The organism is Jutongia sp. SJQ-6, from assembly GCF_054161275.1.
Genome location: NZ_CP195314.1, coordinates 1,840,001 through 1,862,313, shown reverse-complemented (window position 1 = coordinate 1,862,313; position 22,313 = coordinate 1,840,001). Strand labels below are relative to the sequence as shown.

Annotated in this window: 16 protein-coding genes (1 of these 16 cut by a window edge); 12 read left to right on the top strand and 4 right to left on the bottom strand. The window is 44.6% G+C overall.

Translation table 11 applies throughout. The annotated features are described in order from the left end of the window. Positions 1–50: 50 nt before the first annotated feature. The 8 genes from ACSAJE_RS08395 (at position 51) to ACSAJE_RS08360 (ending at position 6,628) form a co-directional block, all read left to right on the top strand. A complete protein-coding gene (locus tag ACSAJE_RS08395) occupies positions 51–785 on the top strand; it encodes a LytR/AlgR family response regulator transcription factor (protein ID WP_022024147.1) in 735 nt (244 codons plus the stop codon). After that, positions 785–2,086, top strand: a complete 1,302-nt coding sequence (locus ACSAJE_RS08390; RefSeq protein WP_458008813.1) for a GHKL domain-containing protein — start codon at positions 785–787, stop codon at positions 2,084–2,086. Before ACSAJE_RS08395 ends, ACSAJE_RS08390 begins: the two co-directional genes overlap by 1 nt. 63 nt (positions 2,087–2,149) lie before the next feature. Continuing rightward, positions 2,150–2,476, top strand: a complete 327-nt coding sequence (locus ACSAJE_RS08385) for a rhodanese-like domain-containing protein (RefSeq protein WP_022024714.1) — start codon at positions 2,150–2,152, stop codon at positions 2,474–2,476. Between the two features lie 94 nt (positions 2,477–2,570). Then, positions 2,571–3,416 (top strand): energy-coupling factor transporter ATPase, encoded by an 846-nt coding sequence (locus ACSAJE_RS08380; protein ID WP_458010060.1) that lies wholly within the window; start codon positions 2,571–2,573, stop codon positions 3,414–3,416. A gap of 141 nt (positions 3,417–3,557) precedes the next feature. Further along, positions 3,558–4,421, top strand: a complete 864-nt coding sequence (locus ACSAJE_RS08375; RefSeq protein WP_458008812.1) for an energy-coupling factor transporter ATPase — start codon at positions 3,558–3,560, stop codon at positions 4,419–4,421. Positions 4,422–4,545: 124 nt separating this feature from the next. After that, on the top strand, positions 4,546–5,352 hold the full coding sequence (locus ACSAJE_RS08370) for an energy-coupling factor transporter transmembrane component T family protein (RefSeq protein WP_022024717.1): 807 nt from the start codon (positions 4,546–4,548) through the stop codon (positions 5,350–5,352). A 107-nt stretch (positions 5,353–5,459) separates the two neighbouring features. Then, a complete protein-coding gene (truA, locus tag ACSAJE_RS08365; protein ID WP_118507937.1) occupies positions 5,460–6,200 on the top strand; it encodes a tRNA pseudouridine(38-40) synthase TruA in 741 nt (246 codons plus the stop codon). Positions 6,201–6,217: 17 nt separating this feature from the next. Next, positions 6,218–6,628: a DUF3783 domain-containing protein gene (locus ACSAJE_RS08360; RefSeq protein WP_118691382.1), complete on the top strand. Its 411-nt coding sequence runs from the start codon at positions 6,218–6,220 to the stop codon at positions 6,626–6,628. 163 nt (positions 6,629–6,791) lie between these two features. Here the strand turns inward: ACSAJE_RS08360 and spoIIID are convergent, their stop codons facing one another. The 4 genes from spoIIID to ACSAJE_RS08340 all read right to left on the bottom strand — a co-directional run bounded on the left by spoIIID (position 6,792) and on the right by ACSAJE_RS08340 (position 12,257). After that, complete coding sequence (gene spoIIID / locus ACSAJE_RS08355) at positions 6,792–7,058, bottom strand: sporulation transcriptional regulator SpoIIID (protein ID WP_022024720.1); 267 nt, start codon at positions 7,056–7,058, stop codon at positions 6,792–6,794. Positions 7,059–7,161: 103 nt separating this feature from the next. After that, on the bottom strand, positions 7,162–7,692 hold the full coding sequence (locus ACSAJE_RS08350; protein ID WP_243034749.1) for a phosphohydrolase: 531 nt from the start codon (positions 7,690–7,692) through the stop codon (positions 7,162–7,164). 62 nt (positions 7,693–7,754) lie between these two features. Then, positions 7,755–10,109: a glycoside hydrolase family 3 C-terminal domain-containing protein gene (locus ACSAJE_RS08345; protein WP_458008811.1), complete on the bottom strand. Its 2,355-nt coding sequence runs from the start codon at positions 10,107–10,109 to the stop codon at positions 7,755–7,757. A gap of 75 nt (positions 10,110–10,184) precedes the next feature. Then, a complete protein-coding gene (locus ACSAJE_RS08340; protein WP_458008810.1) occupies positions 10,185–12,257 on the bottom strand; it encodes a glycoside hydrolase family 31 protein in 2,073 nt (690 codons plus the stop codon). Between the two features lie 252 nt (positions 12,258–12,509). Here ACSAJE_RS08340 and rpoB point away from each other — a divergent pair, with 252 nt between their 5' ends. From rpoB to ACSAJE_RS08320, 4 genes are all read left to right on the top strand, one after another. Next, positions 12,510–16,412 (top strand): DNA-directed RNA polymerase subunit beta, encoded by a 3,903-nt coding sequence (rpoB, locus tag ACSAJE_RS08335; RefSeq protein WP_458008809.1) that lies wholly within the window; start codon positions 12,510–12,512, stop codon positions 16,410–16,412. A gap of 52 nt (positions 16,413–16,464) precedes the next feature. Next, positions 16,465–20,184 (top strand): DNA-directed RNA polymerase subunit beta', encoded by a 3,720-nt coding sequence (gene rpoC / locus ACSAJE_RS08330; RefSeq protein ID WP_118691378.1) that lies wholly within the window; start codon positions 16,465–16,467, stop codon positions 20,182–20,184. A 378-nt stretch (positions 20,185–20,562) separates the two neighbouring features. Next, on the top strand, positions 20,563–22,221 hold the full coding sequence (locus ACSAJE_RS08325; protein WP_458008808.1) for a putative bifunctional diguanylate cyclase/phosphodiesterase: 1,659 nt from the start codon (positions 20,563–20,565) through the stop codon (positions 22,219–22,221). Between the two features lie 5 nt (positions 22,222–22,226). Next, positions 22,227–22,313 carry the beginning of a cytidylate kinase-like family protein gene (locus ACSAJE_RS08320; RefSeq protein ID WP_458008807.1) on the top strand. 525 nt of this gene lie beyond the right edge of the window, so 87 of the gene's 612 nt are visible here — the first part of the coding sequence; the start codon lies at positions 22,227–22,229; its stop codon lies off the right edge, out of view.

Here is a 22,313-nt window from a genome sequence, read left to right as displayed (position 1 = left end):
AAAAATATGCTAGTATGAATGTAAATGAAAAAAGCGAAGGAGATGGGAATATGTTATATAGAATAGCATGTTGTGACGATGAACAACAAATTTTAGATCGACTCAAAGAATGTTTTGTTCGTCTTGAGGTGCAGACGGACATAGAGACGCAGGTTGATTATTATACCGATGGACGGAACTTGATCCAAGCATATCAAGCGGACCATTCAAAATATGATATCATTTTATTAGACATGGAGATGCCACTTATTTCAGGAATGCAGGTGGCAGAACAGATGCGCCGGATCAACCGTGAAGTTATTATTATCTTTTTAACGAGTTATCCGGAGTATATGCAGCAAAGTTTTCGAGTGCAGCCCTTTCAATACTTAATGAAACCATTAGAAACGGATTCATTTATTAAGGAGATACAGAATGCAATGAATTATCTTAGGACAGATCACCATAAGATATTATTGCATACAGAGCAGGGAGAATTACTGCAGAGTATTGACCAAATTTTATATATAGAAAAGCCGAAGGAACAGGATAAATTATGTGTACATATGACGCGGGATAACTATATTGTGAAAAACACCTTGCAGGAACTGGAAGGGTTGTTAGTTGATAAGGATTTTATCCGGGTGAGTCGTACGCATTTGGTGAATTTATCTTCTGTATGGCGTTTGGAGAAGAAGGAGATTCATCTTGAAAATGGTGAATGTATCAGTGTAAGTCGCAGGAAAGTAAAGGAACTTCAGGAGCAATTCACAAAATATTTGGTGCGAAAAGGAGGAGCAATGTAATGATATTAATGGAGATTTTTAGTTATGTGATCGATGCATTGCTGATCTATGTATTTTACGATAAGTATTTTTCCAAGGAAAGGCGCAGAGAATTTGCTTCTATGGCAGTTATTTGGGGCGCTTTTGCGATGATGGAAGGAATTAATTACGTATTTAATACAGTGGCACCGTATATAGCAGTTAATATGCTGATAAGTGTTTTGGGACTGTTTGCTATGACACTTTTGTATGATGCTAAAGTGGCAAAACGTATTGTTGCAGTTGTGGTATTTCAGGTGACAGCAATTGTATCGGAAATTTTTGCAAATGTTATTTTTTTAGTTGTACCTGAGAAATATTTCCAGGATATTAATGTGCTCGGTATGTTTATTTCGAAGCTATTTTTGCTAGTGTTTCTTATGATACTTATGCTTTTGCAGAAAAAACAAAAAAACATTCCAACACATTATCTGATCACATATTTTGCAATACCGATTGCCTGTATATTTGTGTTATGCGTATTATATCGTAAATCCATGTATATCGATTATATCAGTTATATTGCGACGGGATGCATTATGTTGTTGAACATTGTGTCATATTATTTGTTGGATGAGTTATCGGATTATATTATCCGGGCTAGCAAGGTGTTCCAGTTAAATAATCAACTTGAGACACAAAAGGAAAAATATGAACAGTTATCTACGGCGTTTCGATCCGGCAATCGATTGTTACACGACACCAATAAACATCTGCGCTATATCGGAGCCAAGCTGCAGTCAGATGATGCGCAGGGGGCGATGGACTATATTGAACGTATTAGCGGAACATTACAAGAAACATATGGAAGCATTTGCACAGGTAATCTTGCAGTAGATAGTATTTTGAGCAATATGAAGACCCGGCTGCAGGAGATGAATATTCCGTGTTATCTTACTGTTAATATTGAGGAGGCACGTATGCGGGATATTCCTGAATATGATCTGGTAACGATTATAGGAAATATCACAGATAATCAAATGAAAGCAGTGCCGCTTGTAACAGATAGGGACAAACGATATGTGTTGTTTGAATTAGAAATGTTAGACAACACGATCCGCATTTTTGCCAAGAATGGAATGCCGCCACAACAGCCGGTTAAGATGCCTCATGAGGACTGGTTTCATGGAGTGGGGCTGCACAATGTCCGGGAGACGCTGGAAAGGCATGGCGGTGCATTGGTAACGGAGGTTCAGGACGATTTCTTCCTCACGATGGGCGTACTTCCGTTAGGAGAGGGGCGCAAGGCGGTTTATTACAAAGGAGTACCGGGGCGAGAGTGACCAAATTCTGTTAAAGGAATAAGATATCTATATAGGACTGAAAATAAGCGTGGGGGAATGCGTATGCAGATTAAGATCATATCTTGCGAAACGCTAAAAGAATATATGCAAAGGGATGATTGTATTCTGCTTGATCTGCGCGAAAAAGCAGATTATGAGCAAGGGCACCTGCCCGGAGCGGTGTATGCAGACTGGGAAACTTTGGAGCAAAATATAGACACTATTTTAGAACAGCAGGAAAAAGAGATACGAGCCATTGTATTGTATTGTGACAGAGGTAATATCAGCTTGATCGTAGCCAGGGATCTCGTTCGTAAAGGGTATCCGGCAATCAGCGTGGGGGGCGGATTTATGCGCTGTGGAAGGACATTGGCTGGTTTGACAATTTGACTATTCCATGGCAGAATAATAGATAAAATTCTGAAAGCATTGTTTGGGATGTGCTGTGAGGGGGCATCTGCAATGCGAAAACGGGAAGGGGCTTATTGGTTTGATCCATGCAAAGAATGTTGGGTTTGAGTATTTTCGCAGGGACAGCGATGGCGAAGTGATAGAAGTGATACCGGCATTAAAGGATGTTTCGATGCAGGTGCAGCCGGGAGATTTTGTAGCGGTACTCGGCGCAAATGGTTCAGGGAAATCTACTTTTGCGAAGCATTTGTGTGCACTGCTCACGCCTGGAGAAGGAACGATTTTGGTGGCAGGAATGGACACGGCAGATGTGGAGAAACATTTGCAGATTCGCCAGACAGCAGGGATGGTGTTCCAAAATCCGGACAATCAGTTAGTTGCCGGTGTTGTAGAAGAGGATGTTGCCTTTGGCCCTGAAAATATTGGAGTAGAGTCGCGTCAAATATGGCAGCGTGTAGAAGAAAGTTTGCAAAGTGTAGGTATGAGCGCATATCGTTATGCGTCACCGATGCATTTGTCAGGTGGACAGAAACAGCGTGTGGCGATTGCGGGAATCGTGGCAATGCGACCGAAATGTATTGTTTTGGATGAGCCTACGGCAATGTTAGATCCTAAGGGGCGAGAGTCCGTTATTAAGACGATCAAGGAGTTAAATCGCAAGGAAAAGATAACCATCGTATTGATCACACATTATATGGAAGAGATTGTAGATGCCGATTATGTATATGTGATGGGGGATGGACAAGTTGTGACGGAAGGCACACCGAAGGAAGTGTTCGTGCGAGAAGAGGCACTTCGCAGATGCAAGCTGGATGTGCCGGAGATTACGAAAATTGCGACAGCTTTGCAGGCTGCAGGGCTTCCGGTAGACAAGGCAACTTTGACGGAGGATGAGCTGATGGAACAATTGCTTCGTTAAAGCAGCGATGTGGCGTGTTAATCACGGAAATGAGCTGATGGAACAGTTGCTTCGTTAAAGCAGCGATGCAGGGCGTGTTGATCACGGAAATGAGCTGATAGCACAGTTGCTTGCTTAATGTCAGGCATGGAGGAATTAGTGATGGCGATGATACTAGAGCATGTGAATTATAGTTATGGTGTAGGCACCGGCAAAGAGTTTCATGCTTTGAAAGACATCAATTTGCAGATTGGTGACCATGAATTTATTGGATTGGTGGGGCATAGCGGCTCCGGCAAATCCACATTGATACAGTTGATGAATGGGCTTTTGCGTGCAACGGAAGGTACCATTTATTGGGATGGACAAGATATTTATGACAAATCTTTTTCGATGCGGAGTCTGCGTGGACAAGTTGGTTTAGTGTTTCAGTATCCGGAATATCAGCTTTTTGCGGAGTCTGTTATTGCGGATGTAGAATATGGTCCTAGAAATTTAGGGTGGTCTAATTTGGATGTAGAATATCGTTCGTATGAGGCACTCAAACAAGTTGGAATTGGTGAAAATTTATTGGATGTTTCTCCGCTCTCGCTTTCCGGGGGACAGAAGAGGCGGGTAGCGATTGCCGGCGTGTTGGCAATGGCGCCTAAGCTGCTTATTTTGGATGAGCCGATGGCAGGACTGGATCCAAGCGGCAGAGAAGAAATGCTTACATTGTTAAGTCAATTATATGAGGAGCGCCAGATCAGCATTGTGCTGGTGTCCCACAATATGGACGATGTTGCAAAATATGCGGATCGTATTTTGGTTATGAATGAGGGGGAACTGGTATTGGATGGCGTTCCAAAGAAAGTATTTCACTATCAGGACGAGTTGGAACAGATTGGACTTGGTGTCCCACAAATGACACACTTGATTCATCGTCTGGAGAAGGCAACGGGCTGTCGGCTTGGTGATGCGATCACGTTAGAGGAGGGATTACCTTTGATCGAGCAGTGGTGGCATGCAAAAGGTACGTCACGATGACAGGCTGTTAGTGACAATGGACAGAAAGAGGGAGAAGACGTTGACTGTTAGTGACAATCGACAGAAAGTGCTCGCTGAAGTGTGACGTTACAATGACAGGCTGTTAGTGATTTGGAGGAATTAGATGTTACGAGAAATAACAATAGGGCAGTATTATGCGACGGATTCACTGCTTCATCGCTTGGATCCACGTGTTAAGATTGCCGGGACTTTATTATATATTATTTCCTTGTTTTTGGTACATCATTATATAGGATTGGTTGTTGCGGCGTTGATATTTGGCGTGATGGTACGAATGTCTAATGTGCCGTTTCGTTTTATTGTAAAAGGTCTTAAGCCAATTATGATGATGTTGGTATTTACAGCCCTGCTGCATCTGTTTTGCACACCGGGCAAGGCGATATTTTCACTGGGAGTGCTTCATATCACGATAGAGGGCGTACAAAAATGTATTTTTTTGACGGTACGTTTGACCCTTATGATGATCGGATCTTCGTTAATGACGCTGACAACGACACCGAATCAGCTCACCGACGGAATTGAGCAAATGTTGAGACCGTTGCGAAAGCTGCATATACCGGTTCATGAATTTGCGTTGATGATGTCGATCGCGCTTCGGTTTATTCCAATCCTGATGGAAGAACTGGATAAAATTATGAAAGCACAGCTTGCCAGAGGCGCTGATTTTGAGAGCGGCAATTTTTTGCATCGCCTAAAAAATATGCTGCCCATTTTATTGCCGTTATTTGCATCGGCAATGCGGCGTGCTAATGAATTGGCGTATGCGATGGATGCGCGCTGTTATCATGGTGGAGAAGGCAGAACAAAAATGAAACCACTCCGCTATGGATATCGGGATATGATCGGTTATATTAGTATCGTGTGCTATTTGATCGTCCTGATTGCCGTGGATCGGATCGTGGCATTTTGATGTGGAAAGCTGTGGTGGAATGATTCTGCTTTGAGCGAAAAAATACGCCGGATGGTTTGATTGGAAATAGAACATATCTGCGTAGGACCGGAATGGAGATTATTGGCATGAAACGAATTAAATTAGTAGTAGCATATGATGGGACGAATTATCATGGCTGGCAGGTTCAGCCACGTGAGATAACGATAGAAGGCGTACTTAATGAGGCACTGACTGCACTCACGGGGGAAGAAATACAGGTGATCGGCGCGAGTCGAACGGATGCAGGAGTACATGCGCGCGGAAACGTTGCGGTATTTGATACGGAATCCCGCATTCCGGGAGAAAAATTTTCCTATGCTTTGAATCAGCGTTTGCCCGAGGATGTCATTATTCAAGATTCTTGTGAGGTGACGGCTGATTTTCATCCAAGACATTGCGAATGCCGAAAAACATATGAATATACGATATTAAACCGCACCTTTCCATTGCCGGAATATCGCAACACCGCTTTCTTTTGCTATGGAGATTTGGATGTAGAACGTATGGATCAGGCGGCAAAGCAGTTCGTGGGGGAACATGATTTTGCTGCTTTTTGTTCTGCAGGAGCGCAAGTGCAGTCAACCGTCCGGACTATTTACAGTGCGACCGTGGAGCGGGAACAGCCGGAAGTGATCCGCATACGGATTCGTGGAAATGGATTTCTGTATAATATGGTGCGAATTATCGCAGGGACGCTGTTGGAGGTCGGTCGTGGCAATTTAGAGGTGTCCCAAATTGCGGACATAATAGCGTCAAAGGACCGTGCCAATGCAGGACCGACTGCGCCAGCCAAGGGATTAAAATTAATGCAGATAGAATATTTATAGGAGAGGGGAAGCGTAGTATGAGCAAAAAGATATTAGTGTACGAAATGTTGGACACACGATTTGAAGCTTTGAAAAAGACATTGCGCCCATTGGGTGTCAGCGTATATAAGGTTGCGAAATCGCAGTATGGTGATCCGATTGGAGAGCTTGCTCTTGGCAAGGCAGGGCAAAAAGCTGTGGGAACGGTTCGAAGCCACACTAATATACCGGGAGCTGCACCGATTCCGGCAGTCGGAATGCCATGTATTGGTGAGATGCTTATATTTAGTGGGATTTCCGGGCAGGAGATGGATGCTGTATTAGCTGCACTGCGACAGGCGGATCTGGTCGTCCCGTTGAAAGCAACTGTTACAATGTATAATTATTCTTGGAATGGATACGCCATATATCAGGAATTATCCAAAGAACACCGAAAGTTTACCAAATAGTTTCCGTGGAGAATGGCTGTTGCAAGTAAGGTTAATAAAATAGTTTGGGTGACGAAGTGTCAGCCATAGCATGTAAAGTGATTAAATAGTTGCGGCAACTTTGTGCCATAAATACACAGGTTGCCGTTTTGTCTCATGGTAGTGCCGGTATTAACGCTGCCCTTTAGTCAGTGCAGTCCTCGTGTGCATGGAGATATTTTTCTTTGGTCGCCAATCCTCCGCGAATATGCCGCTCCGCTTTGTTCACATTCAGCACGGTGCGAACCTCGTCGGCTAATGTGTGATCTATGGCAGGAAGGCGCTCGGTGACATCCTTATGTACGGTGCTTTTGCTTACACGAAAAACACTGGCAGTTTGACGGACAGTGGCACTTTTTTCGACAATATAATGACCGATTTCCAGTGCTCTTTTTTCAATATCTTCTCTCAAAATGCTCCCTCACAATTGTTGTTTGTACAGTCTATGCACAGGGCAAAGATTGTATTACAAGCATACAGAGAGATTTCAATAAAGGCTTGCGAGAAGATAGTTGTTAGACGGTTAATGTTGCAAATAAATCAAGGAATTCTTGCTCGACCTGCGCAAAAGGAAGTGTCTCAAAAGCAGGATCTGTCACGAGAAGAGGAGCCTGTTCCATGAGTTTTTCTCCCATATAATGATCAAATTCATAATATAAGCAGGCGTTATCAATGTCCGTGATCTGGGACATCTCTTCGTCGGAAGGTATCTGTCCCAAAAAACGAACATAAATAGCGTCCTGCATATTTTTTTCAATGCGGCGGTACTCGGACAATTCGCCTTTTACCGGTCTGGTGATGTCCGATAAATAGGCCTCGCTTCCGTCATGCAGCAGACATGCGAGAACTACTCTGGATGAGTAGTTTCTCGCAATTGCTTCTCTGGCACAAGCAATACTGTGTTGCCCAACGGAATAAAATTCCGGAAAATGCCCGTTTGCGCGGGTCATAAGTGACTGTGCATGGGCAATGTCCTCAATGCGAATCTCTTCCTGTTTTGGACACAAAGGATTCATTTGTACTTTGCTAAATGTTGTAATATGCATATTCATCCTCGTTTCTGCACCTGTTGTCTGCGTTACTTATCAATACCTCAAACTTCTTTGAATCAATAATTGTTGTTCTTCTCAGCTTCGTTTAACTTGCGGATCGTATTCTGAATATCTTCATAGGTCAACTCCTCACTACTAAAGGAAAGAATGGAATGCAGTGGAGTTCCGGTAAACATTGCTTTCATCATATCGGCAGTTCCACTTCCCATAGAATCATCGCCATCGTGATCGGTCGCCTCAGCGAAACCACTCCCCCGCAGCATTTCATCCAAAGCACTGCCATCTTTTGCAAACAATTCAACATCTTCGCAAGTTGTTACGTAATCTGCGACAAAAGGAATCTTTTTGCTGCCGGTGATTGATACAGTATCCTGCAAACGAATGTCACGGGAAGATGAGGCAAGCAGAATTTCATAATCGCCACTTTCTGCATACCAATCGTGAATACGAGTTTCATAGTAGCTAAATGCGCGAGCGTTCAGCGTGAAAGTCACTGTCTTTGTCTCGCCGGCTTTTAGGAATACTTTAGCAAAGTCGCGCAGTTCTTTTTCAGGACGGATTTCATATACGACAGGATTTTTAATATATAGCTGTACGATTTCAGCACCGTCGCAGTTACCGGTATTTGTAATGTCAGCACTGACAACAATTTCATCGGTTTCTTTGATCACATCGACGTCGGCGGCGTTTTTGCCGTTTACAGTAACTTTCATATTGCTGTAGGTAAAATCGGTGTAGCTGAGTCCGTATCCAAATGGGAACAAGACATCCATCTTTTTCTTATCATAATAACGATAGCCGATAAAAACGCCTTCCTGATAGCAGACTTTCTCACGATTTCCAGGGAAATTTAAGTAGGAAGGGTTATCCTCTAAGTGCAGTGGGAAGGTCTCGGCAAGTTTGCCACAAGGAGTTGCATCGCCAAAAAGCAGATTGACAGCAGCGCCACCGCTTGCCTGTCCGGCGAGGTACATTTGCAAAACACCTGCAACTTTGTCAAGCCATGGCATGGCGATCGGGGAACCGCTATGCAAAACAACGACTACATTAGGCTGTACTTCGCTAATGCGGGCAATCAATTCATTTTGATTTGCCGGCATATTCAGATGGGTTCGGTCAAATCCTTCGCTCTCGAAAGAGTCTGGCAGACCGGCGAAGATAACGGCAACATCGCTTCCTTTTGCAAGGGTGATCGCTTCCTGAAGCAGCGTCTCATCTGTAGTTTCTTCGTCAATATGAAATCCTTGTGCATACGAAACGGAATCTCCGGCGGCATCTAAAGCACTTTCGATCCATGTGTTGTTAATATGACTGGAACCACCGCCCTGAATGCGGGGCACTTTTGCAAATTCACCGATAAACGCTATCTTTTTGTCTTTTTGCAAAGGCAGGATATCTTCATTCTTCAACAAAACAGCGGACTGCTCGGCAGTGGTTCTTGCCAGTGCGTGATGAGCAGCAACGTCGTATCCGCGTTCAACGCTGGATGGGAGTGGGTGCACCATAGAAGCTGGATCAATACCTTTTCTGGCAGTAAGATATTTGTCTACCATAGTAAGAATGCGTTCTACAGCAGTATCTAATACGGATTCTTCCAGTTCTCCATTTTGTACCGCTTTTACGATCAGTTTGTCTGTTTCTCCGTGGCAATCCGGCATTTCAAGATCCAATCCGGCTTTGAGAGACGGAACACGCTCGTCCATCGCACCCCAGTCGGTCATAACCAGACCTTCAAAGCCCCATTCATCACGCAAAACCTTATTTAACAGCCAATCATTTTCACAAGAGTAAACGCCGTTGATACGGTTATAACTGCACATGATCGTCCAAGGCTGCGCCTTTTTGACTACCGTTTCGAAAGCTGCCAGATAAATCTCGCGCAAAGTACGTTCATCAATCTCTGCACTGATGCTCATGCGGCGCCATTCCTGGTTGTTGGCAGCAAAGTGTTTCAAGCTGGTGCCTACGCCATGCTCCTGAACACCATTGACAAAAGCAGCACCGAGTTCGCCTGCCACGACCGGATCCTCGGAGTAATATTCAAAGTTACGTCCGCAGATTGGAGAACGCTTCATATTAATGCCTGGGCCAAGTAATACAGCAAGATCTTCAGCGACACATTCTTCGCCAAGAGCGTCGCCGACTTTATGCAGCAGGTCGCGGTCAAAAGAGCATGCCATAGCTGATGCAGTCGGAAAACCAATGGCTTTAATACTTTCTGCAACGCCCATATGATCGGCAAGACTTTCCTGCTTGCGGATGCCGTGCGGTCCATCGGAGACCATTGCAGCAGGAATATTTAAGCGGTCAATGGCTTCGGTATGCCAGAAATCCGCGCCGGAGCAAAGACTTGCTTTTTCCTCTAGTGTCAGTTCGTTCACAAGTTTTTTTACGTCTAAAACGTGTTCCATAAAAAAGTCCTTTCCGAGGTGTTGGCGGTGGTGAAAGACCGTCAAACATCTCTGTGTTTTATGTTAGTGAAAATTTTATTCATAAATGTCATATGCACAGTCATCGCGCACAAAGACGGGAATGATCTCCAGCGTTGCTTTAGCGGCAACGGTCTGACCACCGTCATAACTTGTCCCGGTAGCGGCCTCTGTCCAACGGTGCCCCGCAGGGAGATATACGTCAGTCTGCGTAACACCGGCGTCTGTGATCGGCTTTACGAGCAGATCCGGTCCAAACATATAGCTGTCGGCGTTATTCCAGCAAGCAGCATCCTCCGGAAACTCATAGAAAAGCGGACGCATTACCGGAGTTCCCAACTCGTGTGCTTCACGCATACATTCGCGAATGTATGGGCGAAGACGTTCACGCAACAACAGGTAACTTTTCAAAATTTCATAGATTTCTTCTCCCCAAGTCCAGATCTCGTTATCTTGTCCCGAACTGAACTGGCGAACGCCATCAATATATTCTACGTCGCGTTCATAGTATGGAGAGCGTTCTCCGTGCAGACGGAATACCGGAGAAAATACACCCCACGCAAACCAGCGAACCAGCAGCTCGCGAAATGCCGGATCTTCGTTATTGCCACCCAAGAAACCGCCGATATCCGTCGTCCACCAAGGAATGCCGGCAAGTCCCATGTTAAGTCCGGCCTGCACCTGCTGTTTCATAGAACGGAACGAGGAATGAATATCGCCCGACCACGTCAGAGCACCATATTTTTGGCTGCCGGCCCAGGCGCAGCGCACAAGGTTTAACACATTTTCCTGCCCCTGCTCCCGTAATCCATCATAAAAACCTTTGGCGTACATGAGAGGATAGATGTTGCTGCACTGTAAAGCAGGACCTTTGTGGTAGCGGTAAATATCAAAATCATACGGCCCATATTCCGGCTCAGCCTCATCCAGCCAAAAGCAGCGAATGCCTTTATCGTAATAATTCTCCTTACAGCGTTCCCAAACATATTTTTGTGCGCCCGGATGTGTAGCATCATAAAAAGTCGTAGTTCCCATCCAAGTCATATTAACGCACAAACCGCGGTCAGACGTGATGAGATACCCTTGATCTGCCATCGGACCATAGTTCTCGGAACGTTCATCGATCGTCGGCCACACGGATACGACCGGTTCAATCTGCATTTCGCGCAATTCGCGGATCATTGCCTCCGGATCCGGCCAGTCTTTTGGATCAAACTTGAAATCACCCTGCATAGTCCAATGGAAAAAATCCACCACGATCGCATCGATCGGCAGACCGCGGCGTTTGTATTCGCGCGCAACAGCAAGCAGCTCTTCTTGGGTACGGTAGCGCAGCTTGCACTGCCAAAATCCAATGCCGTACTCCGGGATCATTGGAACACGGCCGGTAACGGCGCTGTAAAGTTCTGTCAGTTGTTTAGGTGAATCGCCGGCGCAGATCCAGTAATCGAGTTTTTTGGTATTTAAGGCAGTCCATTCGGTTTTATTTTTGGCAAAAGATGCCGTACCGATGGACGGATTGTTCCACAAAAAGCCATATCCCCGGCTTGAGATCATAAATGGAACACTTGCCTGGCTGTTGCGGTGCGCCAGTTCCAAAATGCAGCCTTTCTTGTCCAAAAAGTCATCTTGATATTGTCCCATGCCAAAGATCTTTTCATCGTCAAATGCTTCAAAACGCATGGCTAATGTATAATCGGTAGTGCCGGTGATCGGCTTTAGTTCTCTGGCATCGATACGCAGCGGCACACAAAAGCGGTCGATGCGGTTACGATTTTGCCAAAGCTCTTTTGTTAACAGCTCATTTTTTTCGTTATAATAGGAAATAACACCTTCCGGATCGATCACGGCAGTGAGGTTTCCGTTGCGAAATGTCACTTTGGTACCGGTCTCAGCATGTGCAGCACGTTCTTCGGCAGTACGGTAAAAGGCAGGTGTCATATCCACGGTTTCATAGTGGATCTCCGGGGTGAGGTCTGGAATTGGTTCTGTGAGTGCCCAGTCTTCTGTGTTCATTTCCGCCTCTTTGGTCATGCGGACGCGAATGGAATGTTCGCCCCAGGCTTCCATCCGGAGAGTGGTTCCCCCTTGAGACAGTGTTAAGCGTTTTCCATCATCATGTATGGTCATAATAATCCTCCGTGTGAGATAATATTTAGCCGGTTGCCAGCGTGTATTTCCACCCAAATAAAAAAGGTGCTTGACATCTTGTCCGTTTGGTGATAAGATGAACAATGCACTATTGTGGCTGACTAGACTATTAGGCTTATGCAAGATTATTATAGCATAGTTTGAAGAAAATGAAAAGAGTTTTTGGAGTTTCTTCTTATAATAGGATTGTACAGCACATGGTACTCTATAAAATTAAGGAGTGAAACGTCGATGGAGAAGAACAGAATACATCCAGTAAAAGTAGGCAAAGGCGTGAGAATGAGTTTTGCCCGTCAGAAGGAAGTCCTTGAGATGCCTAACCTGATTGAGGTACAGACGAATTCTTACCAGTGGTTCTTGGACGAAGGACTGAAAGAAGTGTTCCGGGATATTTCCCCAATTGCTGATTTCGGTGGTCATTTGATCCTGGAGTTCGTTGATTTTGAGCTTTGCAGAGATGAGAAGAAGTACGACATTGATCAATGCAGAGAGCGTGATGCTACTTATGCTGCACCACTTAAGGTGCGCGTCAGACTTCACAACAAGGAGACGGAGGAAATCAAAGAGCACGAGATTTTCATGGGTGATCTTCCGCTTATGACAGCGACCGGAACGTTTATCATCAACGGTGCTGAGCGTGTTATCGTCAGCCAGTTGGTTCGTTCACCGGGTATCTACTATGCAATCAGTCATGACAAGGTAGGTAAAGAGTTGTATTCCGCAACTGTTATTCCTAACCGTGGTGCATGGTTGGAATATGAGACAGATTCGAATGATGTCTTCTCTGTCCGTGTTGATAGAAATAGAAAGGTTCCGATCACTGTATTTTTGCGTGCACTCGGTCTTGGAACCAATGAACAGATCAAAGAAGTGTTCGGTGATGAGCCAAAGATTTTGGCAAGTATCGAGAAAGATACAACGGACAATTACAAAGATGGTCTGTTAGAGCTTTACAAGAAATTACGTCCGGGCGAGCCGTTGTCCGTAGATAGTGCGGAGAACTTATTAAATGGTATGTTCTTCGATCCGAAGCGTTATGACCTTGCCAAAGTTGGACGTTACAAATATAACAAGAAGTTACATTACAAAAACCGTATTGTTGGCTGCAAGCTTGCAGAAGATGTTGTAAATCCAACAACAGGTGAGGTATATGAGGAAGGTACTCTGGTAACAGAGGAACTTGCAACAACATTACAGAATGCAGCAGTTCCTTATGTGATGGCTGAATTGGAAGGTCATGTTGCTAAAGTATTGTCCAATATGATGGTTGACATCAAAGAGTATGTTGACATCGAGAATCCTAAGGAGCTTGGCGTTACAGAGAGTGTTTACTATCCTGTATTGCGTGAGATCTTAGATGAGAACGAGGATGATGAGGATGCGATCAAGGAAGCGATCGCTGCTAATATCAGTGAATTGATTCCAAAGCATATCACAAAGGAAGATATCTTTGCGTCAATCAACTACAACATGCATTTAGAGTATGGCATGGGTAATGATGATGATATTGACCACTTGGGTAACCGCCGTATCCGTGCGGTTGGTGAGTTGCTGCAGAATCAGTATCGTATCGGATTATCCCGTATGGAGCGTGTCGTTCGTGAGCGTATGTCCACACAGGATATTACGACAATTACGGCACAGTCTCTGATCAATATCAAGCCGGTAACGGCTGCTGTGAAGGAATTCTTTGGAAGTTCCCAGTTGTCACAGTTCATGGATCAGAACAACCCGCTTTCTGAATTGACACATAAGAGACGTTTGTCTGCATTGGGACCGGGTGGTTTGTCCAGAGATCGTGCAGGTTTCGAGGTCCGCGATGTACACTATACACATTATGGACGCATGTGTCCTGTAGAGACTCCTGAAGGACCTAATATCGGTCTGATCAACTCTTTGGCATCTTATGCGCGTATTAATGAGTATGGATTTATCGAGGCACCTTATCGTAAGGTTGATAAGACAGATCCGGCTAATCCGCGTGTTACCAACGATGTTGTTTATTTGTCTGCAGATGAGGAAGATCGTTATATTGTTGCACAGGCGAACGAAGAGCTGGATGAAGAAGGCCATTTCGTGCGCAAGAGTGTATCCGGTCGTTTCCGTGAGGAGACTTCTGAGTTTGAGAAAGAGAAGATCGATCTTATGGATGTGTCTCCTAAGATGGTATTCTCCGTCGCAACAGCAATGATCCCATTCTTGGAGAATGATGATGCGAACCGTGCGCTGATGGGATCTAACATGCAGCGTCAGGCAGTGCCGTTGTTGGTTACAGAGGCACCTGCAGTTGGTACAGGTATGGAGATGAAGGCGGCTGTCGATTCCGGCAACTGCGTTATCGCAGAGGAAGACGGAATTGTTACACGTTCTGCATCGAACGAGATTATTATTAAGTCTAAATCAGGCGAAAAGACATATAAGCTGGCTAAATTCCAGCGCAGTAACCAGGGAACGAGCATGAACCATCGTCCGATCGTTGATAAGGGCGAAGAGGTAAAAGCAGGACAAGTTATCGCAGATGGTCCATCTACATGCGGTGGCGAGATCGCATTAGGTAAGAACCCACTGATCGGTTTTATGACTTGGGAAGGTTATAACTACGAGGATGCCGTACTGCTTAGTGAGAGATTGGTTCAGGATGATATTTATACATCTGTTCATATCAATGAGTACAATGCAGAGGCGAGAGACACCAAGCTTGGTGACGAAGAGATCACCCGTGATGTACCGGGTGTCGGCGACGACGCGCTCAAAGACCTTGACGAGAACGGTATTATCCGTATCGGTGCAGAGGTTCGTGCCGGTGATATTTTGGTTGGTAAAGTTACTCCTAAGGGAGAGACAGAGCTTACTGCTGAGGAAAGACTGCTTCGTGCGATCTTCGGTGAGAAAGCAAGAGAAGTTCGTGATACTTCTTTGAAAGTGCCACATGGTGAGTTTGGTATTATCGTAGATGCCAAAGTATTTACAAGAGAGAATGGAGATGAGCTTCCACCGGGAGTAAATAAATCTGTTCGTATTTACATTGCACAGAAACGTAAGATTCAGGTCGGCGATAAGATGGCTGGTCGTCATGGTAACAAGGGTGTCGTTTCCCGCGTTCTTCCGGTAGAAGATATGCCATTCCTGCCAAATGGTCGTCCACTTGATATTGTATTGAATCCTTTGGGTGTGCCATCTCGTATGAACATTGGTCAGGTCTTGGAGATTCACTTGAGTCTCGCTGCCAAAGTACTTGGCTTTAATGTCGGAACACCGGTATTTGATGGTGCTAACGAGTATGACATCATGGATACATTAGAGCTCGCAAATGATTATGTGAATACACCACTTAATCAGAAAGAAAAAGAGCAGAAGATTGCAGAAGCACAAGAGGCTGGTGACGAAGAGGAAGTTAGCCGCTTGACAGATATCGTACCTTTTGAAGACAAGTACAAAGATCTTTTGGATCCGGAGGTGTTCCAGTACTTGATCGACAATCAGGATTACCGCAAAGAGTGGGAAGGCGTTCCGATCAACCGCGATGGAAAAGTTCGTTTGCGTGATGGTCGTACCGGAGAATACTTTGATGGAGCAGTAACCGTTGGTTTCATGCACTATCTCAAACTCCACCACTTGGTAGATGATAAGATCCATGCACGTTCAACAGGTCCTTACTCCTTAGTAACGCAGCAGCCATTGGGTGGTAAAGCCCAGTTCGGTGGACAGCGTTTCGGTGAGATGGAGGTTTGGGCACTGGAGGCATATGGTGCCGCTTATACCTTGCAGGAGATCCTCACTGTGAAGTCTGATGATGTTGTTGGTCGTGTTAAGACTTACGAGGCAATCGTTAAAGGTGCCAACATCTCTGATCCTGGCATTCCGGAATCTTTCAAGGTTATGCTCAAAGAGCTTCAGGCATTGGCGCTTGATGTTACTGTTTTAGATGAAGATGGTAACGAAGTTATTATGGGTGAAAATGTTGAAGAGAACGACAACAGCGAAGATGTCACACCGTTGATTGATGGTGGTGCAGACTTTGCGTTTAGCAGTAGCGAGTCCTTTGAAGCTGCAGGTTATACCGAGGGTACCGCAGAAGAGCTGCAGGAAGCTGAATTTGCGGCAGACTTTGGGGATGAGCCCTCATTAGTATAGAGACAGGGATTGATCGTATAGAGTAGCCCGAAAGGGTAGATGGAGGATTACTATGGCAGAAAGTAATGTAAAGGAAGAGAAGCATATCGTATATGATGCAATCAAGATTGGTCTGGCATCTCCGGAAAAGATCCGTGAGTGGTCACGCGGCGAAGTAAAGAAGCCGGAGACGATCAATTATCGAACACTCAAGCCGGAAAAAGATGGTCTTTTCTGCGAAAAGATCTTCGGACCGAGCAAAGACTGGGAGTGTCATTGCGGTAAGTACAAGAAGATCCGTTATAAAGGTGTTGTCTGTGATCGATGCGGCGTTGAGGTAACCAAGGCGAGCGTTCGTCGTGAGCGAATGGGTCATATCGAATTAGCAGCACCGGTATCTCATATTTGGTATTTCAAAGGAATACCTAGCCGTATGGGATTGATCTTGGATGTTTCTCCAAGAAACTTAGAGAAAGTGTTGTACTTCGCATCTTATATCGTATTGGAAGTGCAGGACGGTGTAAACCTTCAGCCAAAGCAGATTTTGTCTGAGGCAGAATATCAAGAAGCTAGAAAGAACTATGGAGACGGTTTCCGCGCCGGCATGGGTGCAGAGTCTATCATGGAACTTCTGATGAGTATCGATCTGGAAGAAGAGTCAGCAAACCTCAAGGAGGAACTCCGCAACTCTTCCGGTCAGAAACGTGCTCGTATTGTAAAACGTTTGGAAGTTATCGAAGCATTCCGTGGTTCTGATAACAAGCCGGAGTGGATGATCCTTACGGTTATCCCTGTAATTCCGCCGGATATTCGTCCAATGGTACAGTTGGATGGTGGACGTTTTGCAACATCTGATATGAACGATCTGTATCGTCGTATCATCAACCGTAACAATCGTTTGAAGAGACTTCTCGAACTCGGTGCACCGGATATCATCGTTCGCAACGAGAAGAGAATGCTTCAGGAAGCTGTAGATGCGTTGATCGACAATGGTCGTCGTGGCCGTCCGGTTACCGGACCGGGTAACAGACCGCTGAAATCCTTATCTGATATGCTGAAGGGTAAACAGGGTCGTTTCCGTCAGAACCTGCTCGGTAAACGTGTCGACTATTCTGGTCGTTCCGTTATCGTCGTAGGTCCGGAACTTAAGATTTATCAGTGTGGTCTGCCAAAAGAGATGGCAATTGAGTTGTTTAAGCCTTTCGTTATGAAAGAGTTAGTATCCAATGGCACAGCACACAACATTAAACAGGCTAAGAAGATGGTTGAAAAGCTTCAGACGGAAGTATGGGATGTATTAGAGGATGTTATTCGCGAGCATCCGGTTATGTTGAACCGTGCTCCTACCCTGCATCGTCTTGGTATCCAGGCATTTGAGCCTACACTTGTAGAAGGTAAAGCGATTAAGCTGCATCCATTGGTATGTACCGCATTTAATGCCGACTTCGATGGTGACCAGATGGCTGTCCATTTGCCACTTTCTGTAGAAGCACAGGCAGAGTGCCGTTTCTTACTGCTCTCTCCAAACAACCTGTTAAAACCATCTGATGGTGGTGTGGTTGCCGTACCTTCTCAGGATATGGTACTTGGTATCTATTATTTGACACAGGAAAGACCTGGTTCCCTCGGCGAAGGCAAGTTCTTCAAGAGCGTGAACGAGGCAATTACAGCATACGAAAACGGAGATCTTACACTTCATGCGAAGATCAAGGTTCGCCGTTTTGGTATCAATAAAGATGGCGTAGAAGAAAGTAGAATTATTGAATCTACACTGGGTCGTTTTATCTTCAATGAGATTCTGCCACAGGACATGGGATTTGTGGATCGTTCCAAGGACGAGAACTTCCTCGTTCCGGAAGTTGATTTCCATGTAGGTAAGAAGCAGTTGAAGCAGATCCTTGAAAAATGTATCGCTGCACATGGTGCAACAGGTACTGCAGAGACAATGGACAACATCAAAGCACTTGGATATAAATATTCCACACGTGCAGCAATGACAGTATCCATTTCCGATATGACCGTGCCGGAGGCTAAGAAAGATATTCTTGCTGAAGCACAGAAGACAGTAGAGCTTATCACGGATAAGTTTAATATGGGTCTTCTTACAGAAGAAGAGCGTTACAAAGCAGTTATCAATACATGGTATGCAGCTGATAATCAGTTGACAGAAGCGTTGATGAGCGGTTTGGATCGCTACAACAACATCTTCATGATGGCCGATTCCGGTGCCCGTGGTTCTCAGGCACAGATCAAGCAGCTCGCAGGTATGCGTGGTTTGATGGCGGATACATCCGGTCGTACGATCGAATTGCCGATCAAGTCTAACTTCCGTGAGGGTCTTGATGTATTGGAGTACTTCATTTCCGCACATGGTGCCCGTAAGGGATTGTCGGATACAGCGCTTCGTACAGCCGATTCCGGATATTTGACACGTCGTCTCGTTGACGTATCTCAGGAATTGGTTATTCGTGAGGTAGACTGCTGTGCAGACCGCGATATGATTCCGGGAATGGAAGTAACCGGATTTATGGATGGTAAAGAGCTTATCGAGTCATTGGAAGAGCGTATTACAGGTCGTTTCTCCTGCGAAGACATCTACGATGATGAAGGCGAGCTTATTGTTAAGAAAAATCACATGATCACACCAAAGCGTGCTGCTCGTATTGTTAATACAAAGGCAATTGTAGATGCAGGCGATAAGGCTAAGGTTAAGATCCGTAACATTCTTACCTGTAAGTCACACATCGGTGTTTGTGCAAAATGTTATGGTGCCAACATGGCAACCGGTGAGCCGGTACAGGTTGGTGAGGCTGTCGGAATCATCGCAGCACAGTCCATCGGTGAGCCGGGTACACAGCTTACCATGCGTACGTTCCATACAGGTGGTGTGGCCGGTGACGATATCACACAGGGTCTCCCTCGTGTCGAAGAGTTGTTTGAGGCACGTAAGCCGAAGGGACTTGCAATTATCGCTGAATTTGGCGGAACAGTATCTATTCGCGATACTAAGAAAAAGCGCGAAGTGATCATTACAAATGAAGAAACCGGTGAGCAGAAAGCATATTTGATCCCATACGGTTCTCGAATCAAGGTATTAGAGGGTCAGACTTTGGAGAAAGGTGAGCCGCTCACAGAAGGTAGCGTAAATCCACATGATATTCTCGAGATCAAGGGTGTACGTGCCGTGCAGGATTACATGATCCGCGAAGTGCAGCGTGTATATCGTCTGCAGGGTGTTGAGATCAATGATAAGCATATAGAGGTTATTGTACGTCAGATGCTCAAGAAGATCCGTGTCGAAGACAACGGTGATTCCGAATTCCTGCCGGGTGTTATGGTAGATGCATTAGATTTTGAGGATGAAGTTGAAAAACTCCAGGCAGAAGGTAAAGAGCCACCAGAGGGCAAGCAGGTAATGCTTGGTATTACAAAGGCTGCGCTGGCAACCAATTCCTTCCTGTCCGCAGCATCTTTCCAGGAGACTACAAAGGTCTTGACAGATGCCGCTATTAAGGGAAAAGTAGATCCACTGGTAGGTCTCAAAGAGAACGTAATCATTGGTAAGCTTATCCCTGCAGGTACAGGTATGAAACGTTATCGTTCTGTACAGCTTGACTGCGATGAGGCGGCAGAGGACTATCTCGAAGAACAGCGTCTTGCAGCAATGAGAAGGCTGGAAGAAGGCGATGAATCCGAGGATGATGCAAAGGATAAAGACAAGTCCAAGGAAAAAGCAGAAGAAGCTCCGGAATCTGAAGAAGTATATTTCACATCGACAGAGGATGATGAGTAGTTTATAAAATGCAGTTGTTACGAGAAGCACTTTAACAAAATACTGTTTTAGTGCTTCTTGTTATGCTGTCATTGAAAAGAAATCACTGTGACAACTAATTGCGGCAAGGCAATACTATATTTTCTCGATGGCAGAATTCATCAAATTGCTGTTGAGAAATATAATTAGACCATCGACATAATAAGCGATATGTGATTGTAGGAAACGGTGGAATATGGGAAGTTTGAGAAACTTAATTTTAAGAAGAGAAAAAATGCATATTTTACTCTTCTTTTTTTGTTCCAGTTTTTTCAAAAATATGGTAAAATAAGAGATACCAATACGGGGATTACGACAGCGTATGCACACCGATACAAAAATGTATAGGGGAGTGATGCAATGGATAAAGAAAGTATAGTAGACGTCCTCACTGCTGATACCGACGTATTTTTTGCCTGTTGGGATACAGACAATGGATGGCAGGTATTAACCAATGGAAATGCGAGTTTCCCGGCAGCATTATTTGCACAGAAAGGAATTGAAGCGTTACGCGATGTCGTTGCAGAAACAGACGGCAGATTATGTGATAACTTTTTGCAAGAAATTCACCGTGGTGTGGAAAGTCATTATAACGAAGACGTCATTAAAGGAAATTGTCGTACGGTACATATGCATATTCTAGATATGCATGGAGAACGTATATATTATCGCTTAAAATGCAATTTTATGAAAAGGGACGATGGAAGCATTGAGAAAATTGTTTTTCAGGCGAGAGAGTTGGATGCCGAAGAGAAATATCGAATTCATTTAGCACAATCGGTTACAAACGATCGCAATCCCAACGTGTTTACGCAAGATGTTATGAAATTGATGCGAAAGCATCAGGAATGTAAATTTGCGCTTATTCAGTTAGATGTAGAACGTTTCAAAGTGATCAACGAAATGTACGGAGAAGATTTTGGTAACGATCTTTTGAAATATTTCGAAAACACATTGAAATATATCTGTAATGAGATGCAGTTATATGTTCGTCTTACGGCGGATGTATTTATGATAGCTACACCATATGAAACAAAGGAGGATATATTAGGTTTCGTAAGTATGCTCGAGCAGAGATTGTCCGGTTATGACAATGTTAAATATACACTCGCATTTGGTGTTTGTTTCGTAACAGACATAAATACCAATTTACGTTTATATGGAGACGGGGCAGCATTAGCAAGGCAAAGCATTAAGGGAGATGCACTACACAAAGTTGCGTTCTATCAGGAATCTATGCGTGCGGATGCACGTAAGCGTAAGGTTTTAGAAGATGCTATGCATCAAGCGTTGGAGAACCATGAATTTATCATGTATTTGCAACCGAAGTACAGTATTTCGACATACAAAATGGTAGGCGCAGAAGCTCTTGTTCGCTGGCAGCATCCAGAGAGGGGCCTAATACCGCCCAACGATTTCATACCGATATTTGAAGAAAACGGTTTTGTGATCCCTCTAGATGAGTTTATGTGGGAGGAGGCATGCAAACTCCTTGCGGAATGGCAACGCGAGGGTAAAGAAATGCTTCCAATCTCCGTCAACGTCTCTAGAAGGCATTTGATAGATGTACATTTTGTAGAGGTATTGAATCATCTGATAGAGAAGTATCAGATACCAAAACGATATCTTGAAATTGAGATCACAGAAACAGAGCAGAGTAAGATGCAGCAAAGGGGTATAGCATTACTCAAAGAAAATGGATATACTCTGCTAATGGATGATTTTGGATCCGGTTACTCGACATTGAATATGCTTAAAGATACGCAATTTGATGTCATTAAGATCGATCGTGGTTTTTTACAAAACTTTATTGCATCCGATCGTGGACAAAAAATAGTAGAGCATACGATCAAAATGAGCCAGGATATCGGTTTGGGGATGGTGGCAGAAGGCGTAGAGACTAAGGAGCAGGCAGAATTTTTGTCAAACTGTGGCTGTGATATAGCGCAGGGGTTTTATTATGCAAAACCAATGTGTGTAGCAGATTTTAAGCAATTACAACTTGGAAAGGCAAGGTGATAGATATGAGACATAAAATTATTTGCATTGACCGAATGTGTGGAAGCGGTGGTAAAGAGATTGGAAGACTGGTCTCCAAAAAGCTTGGTATA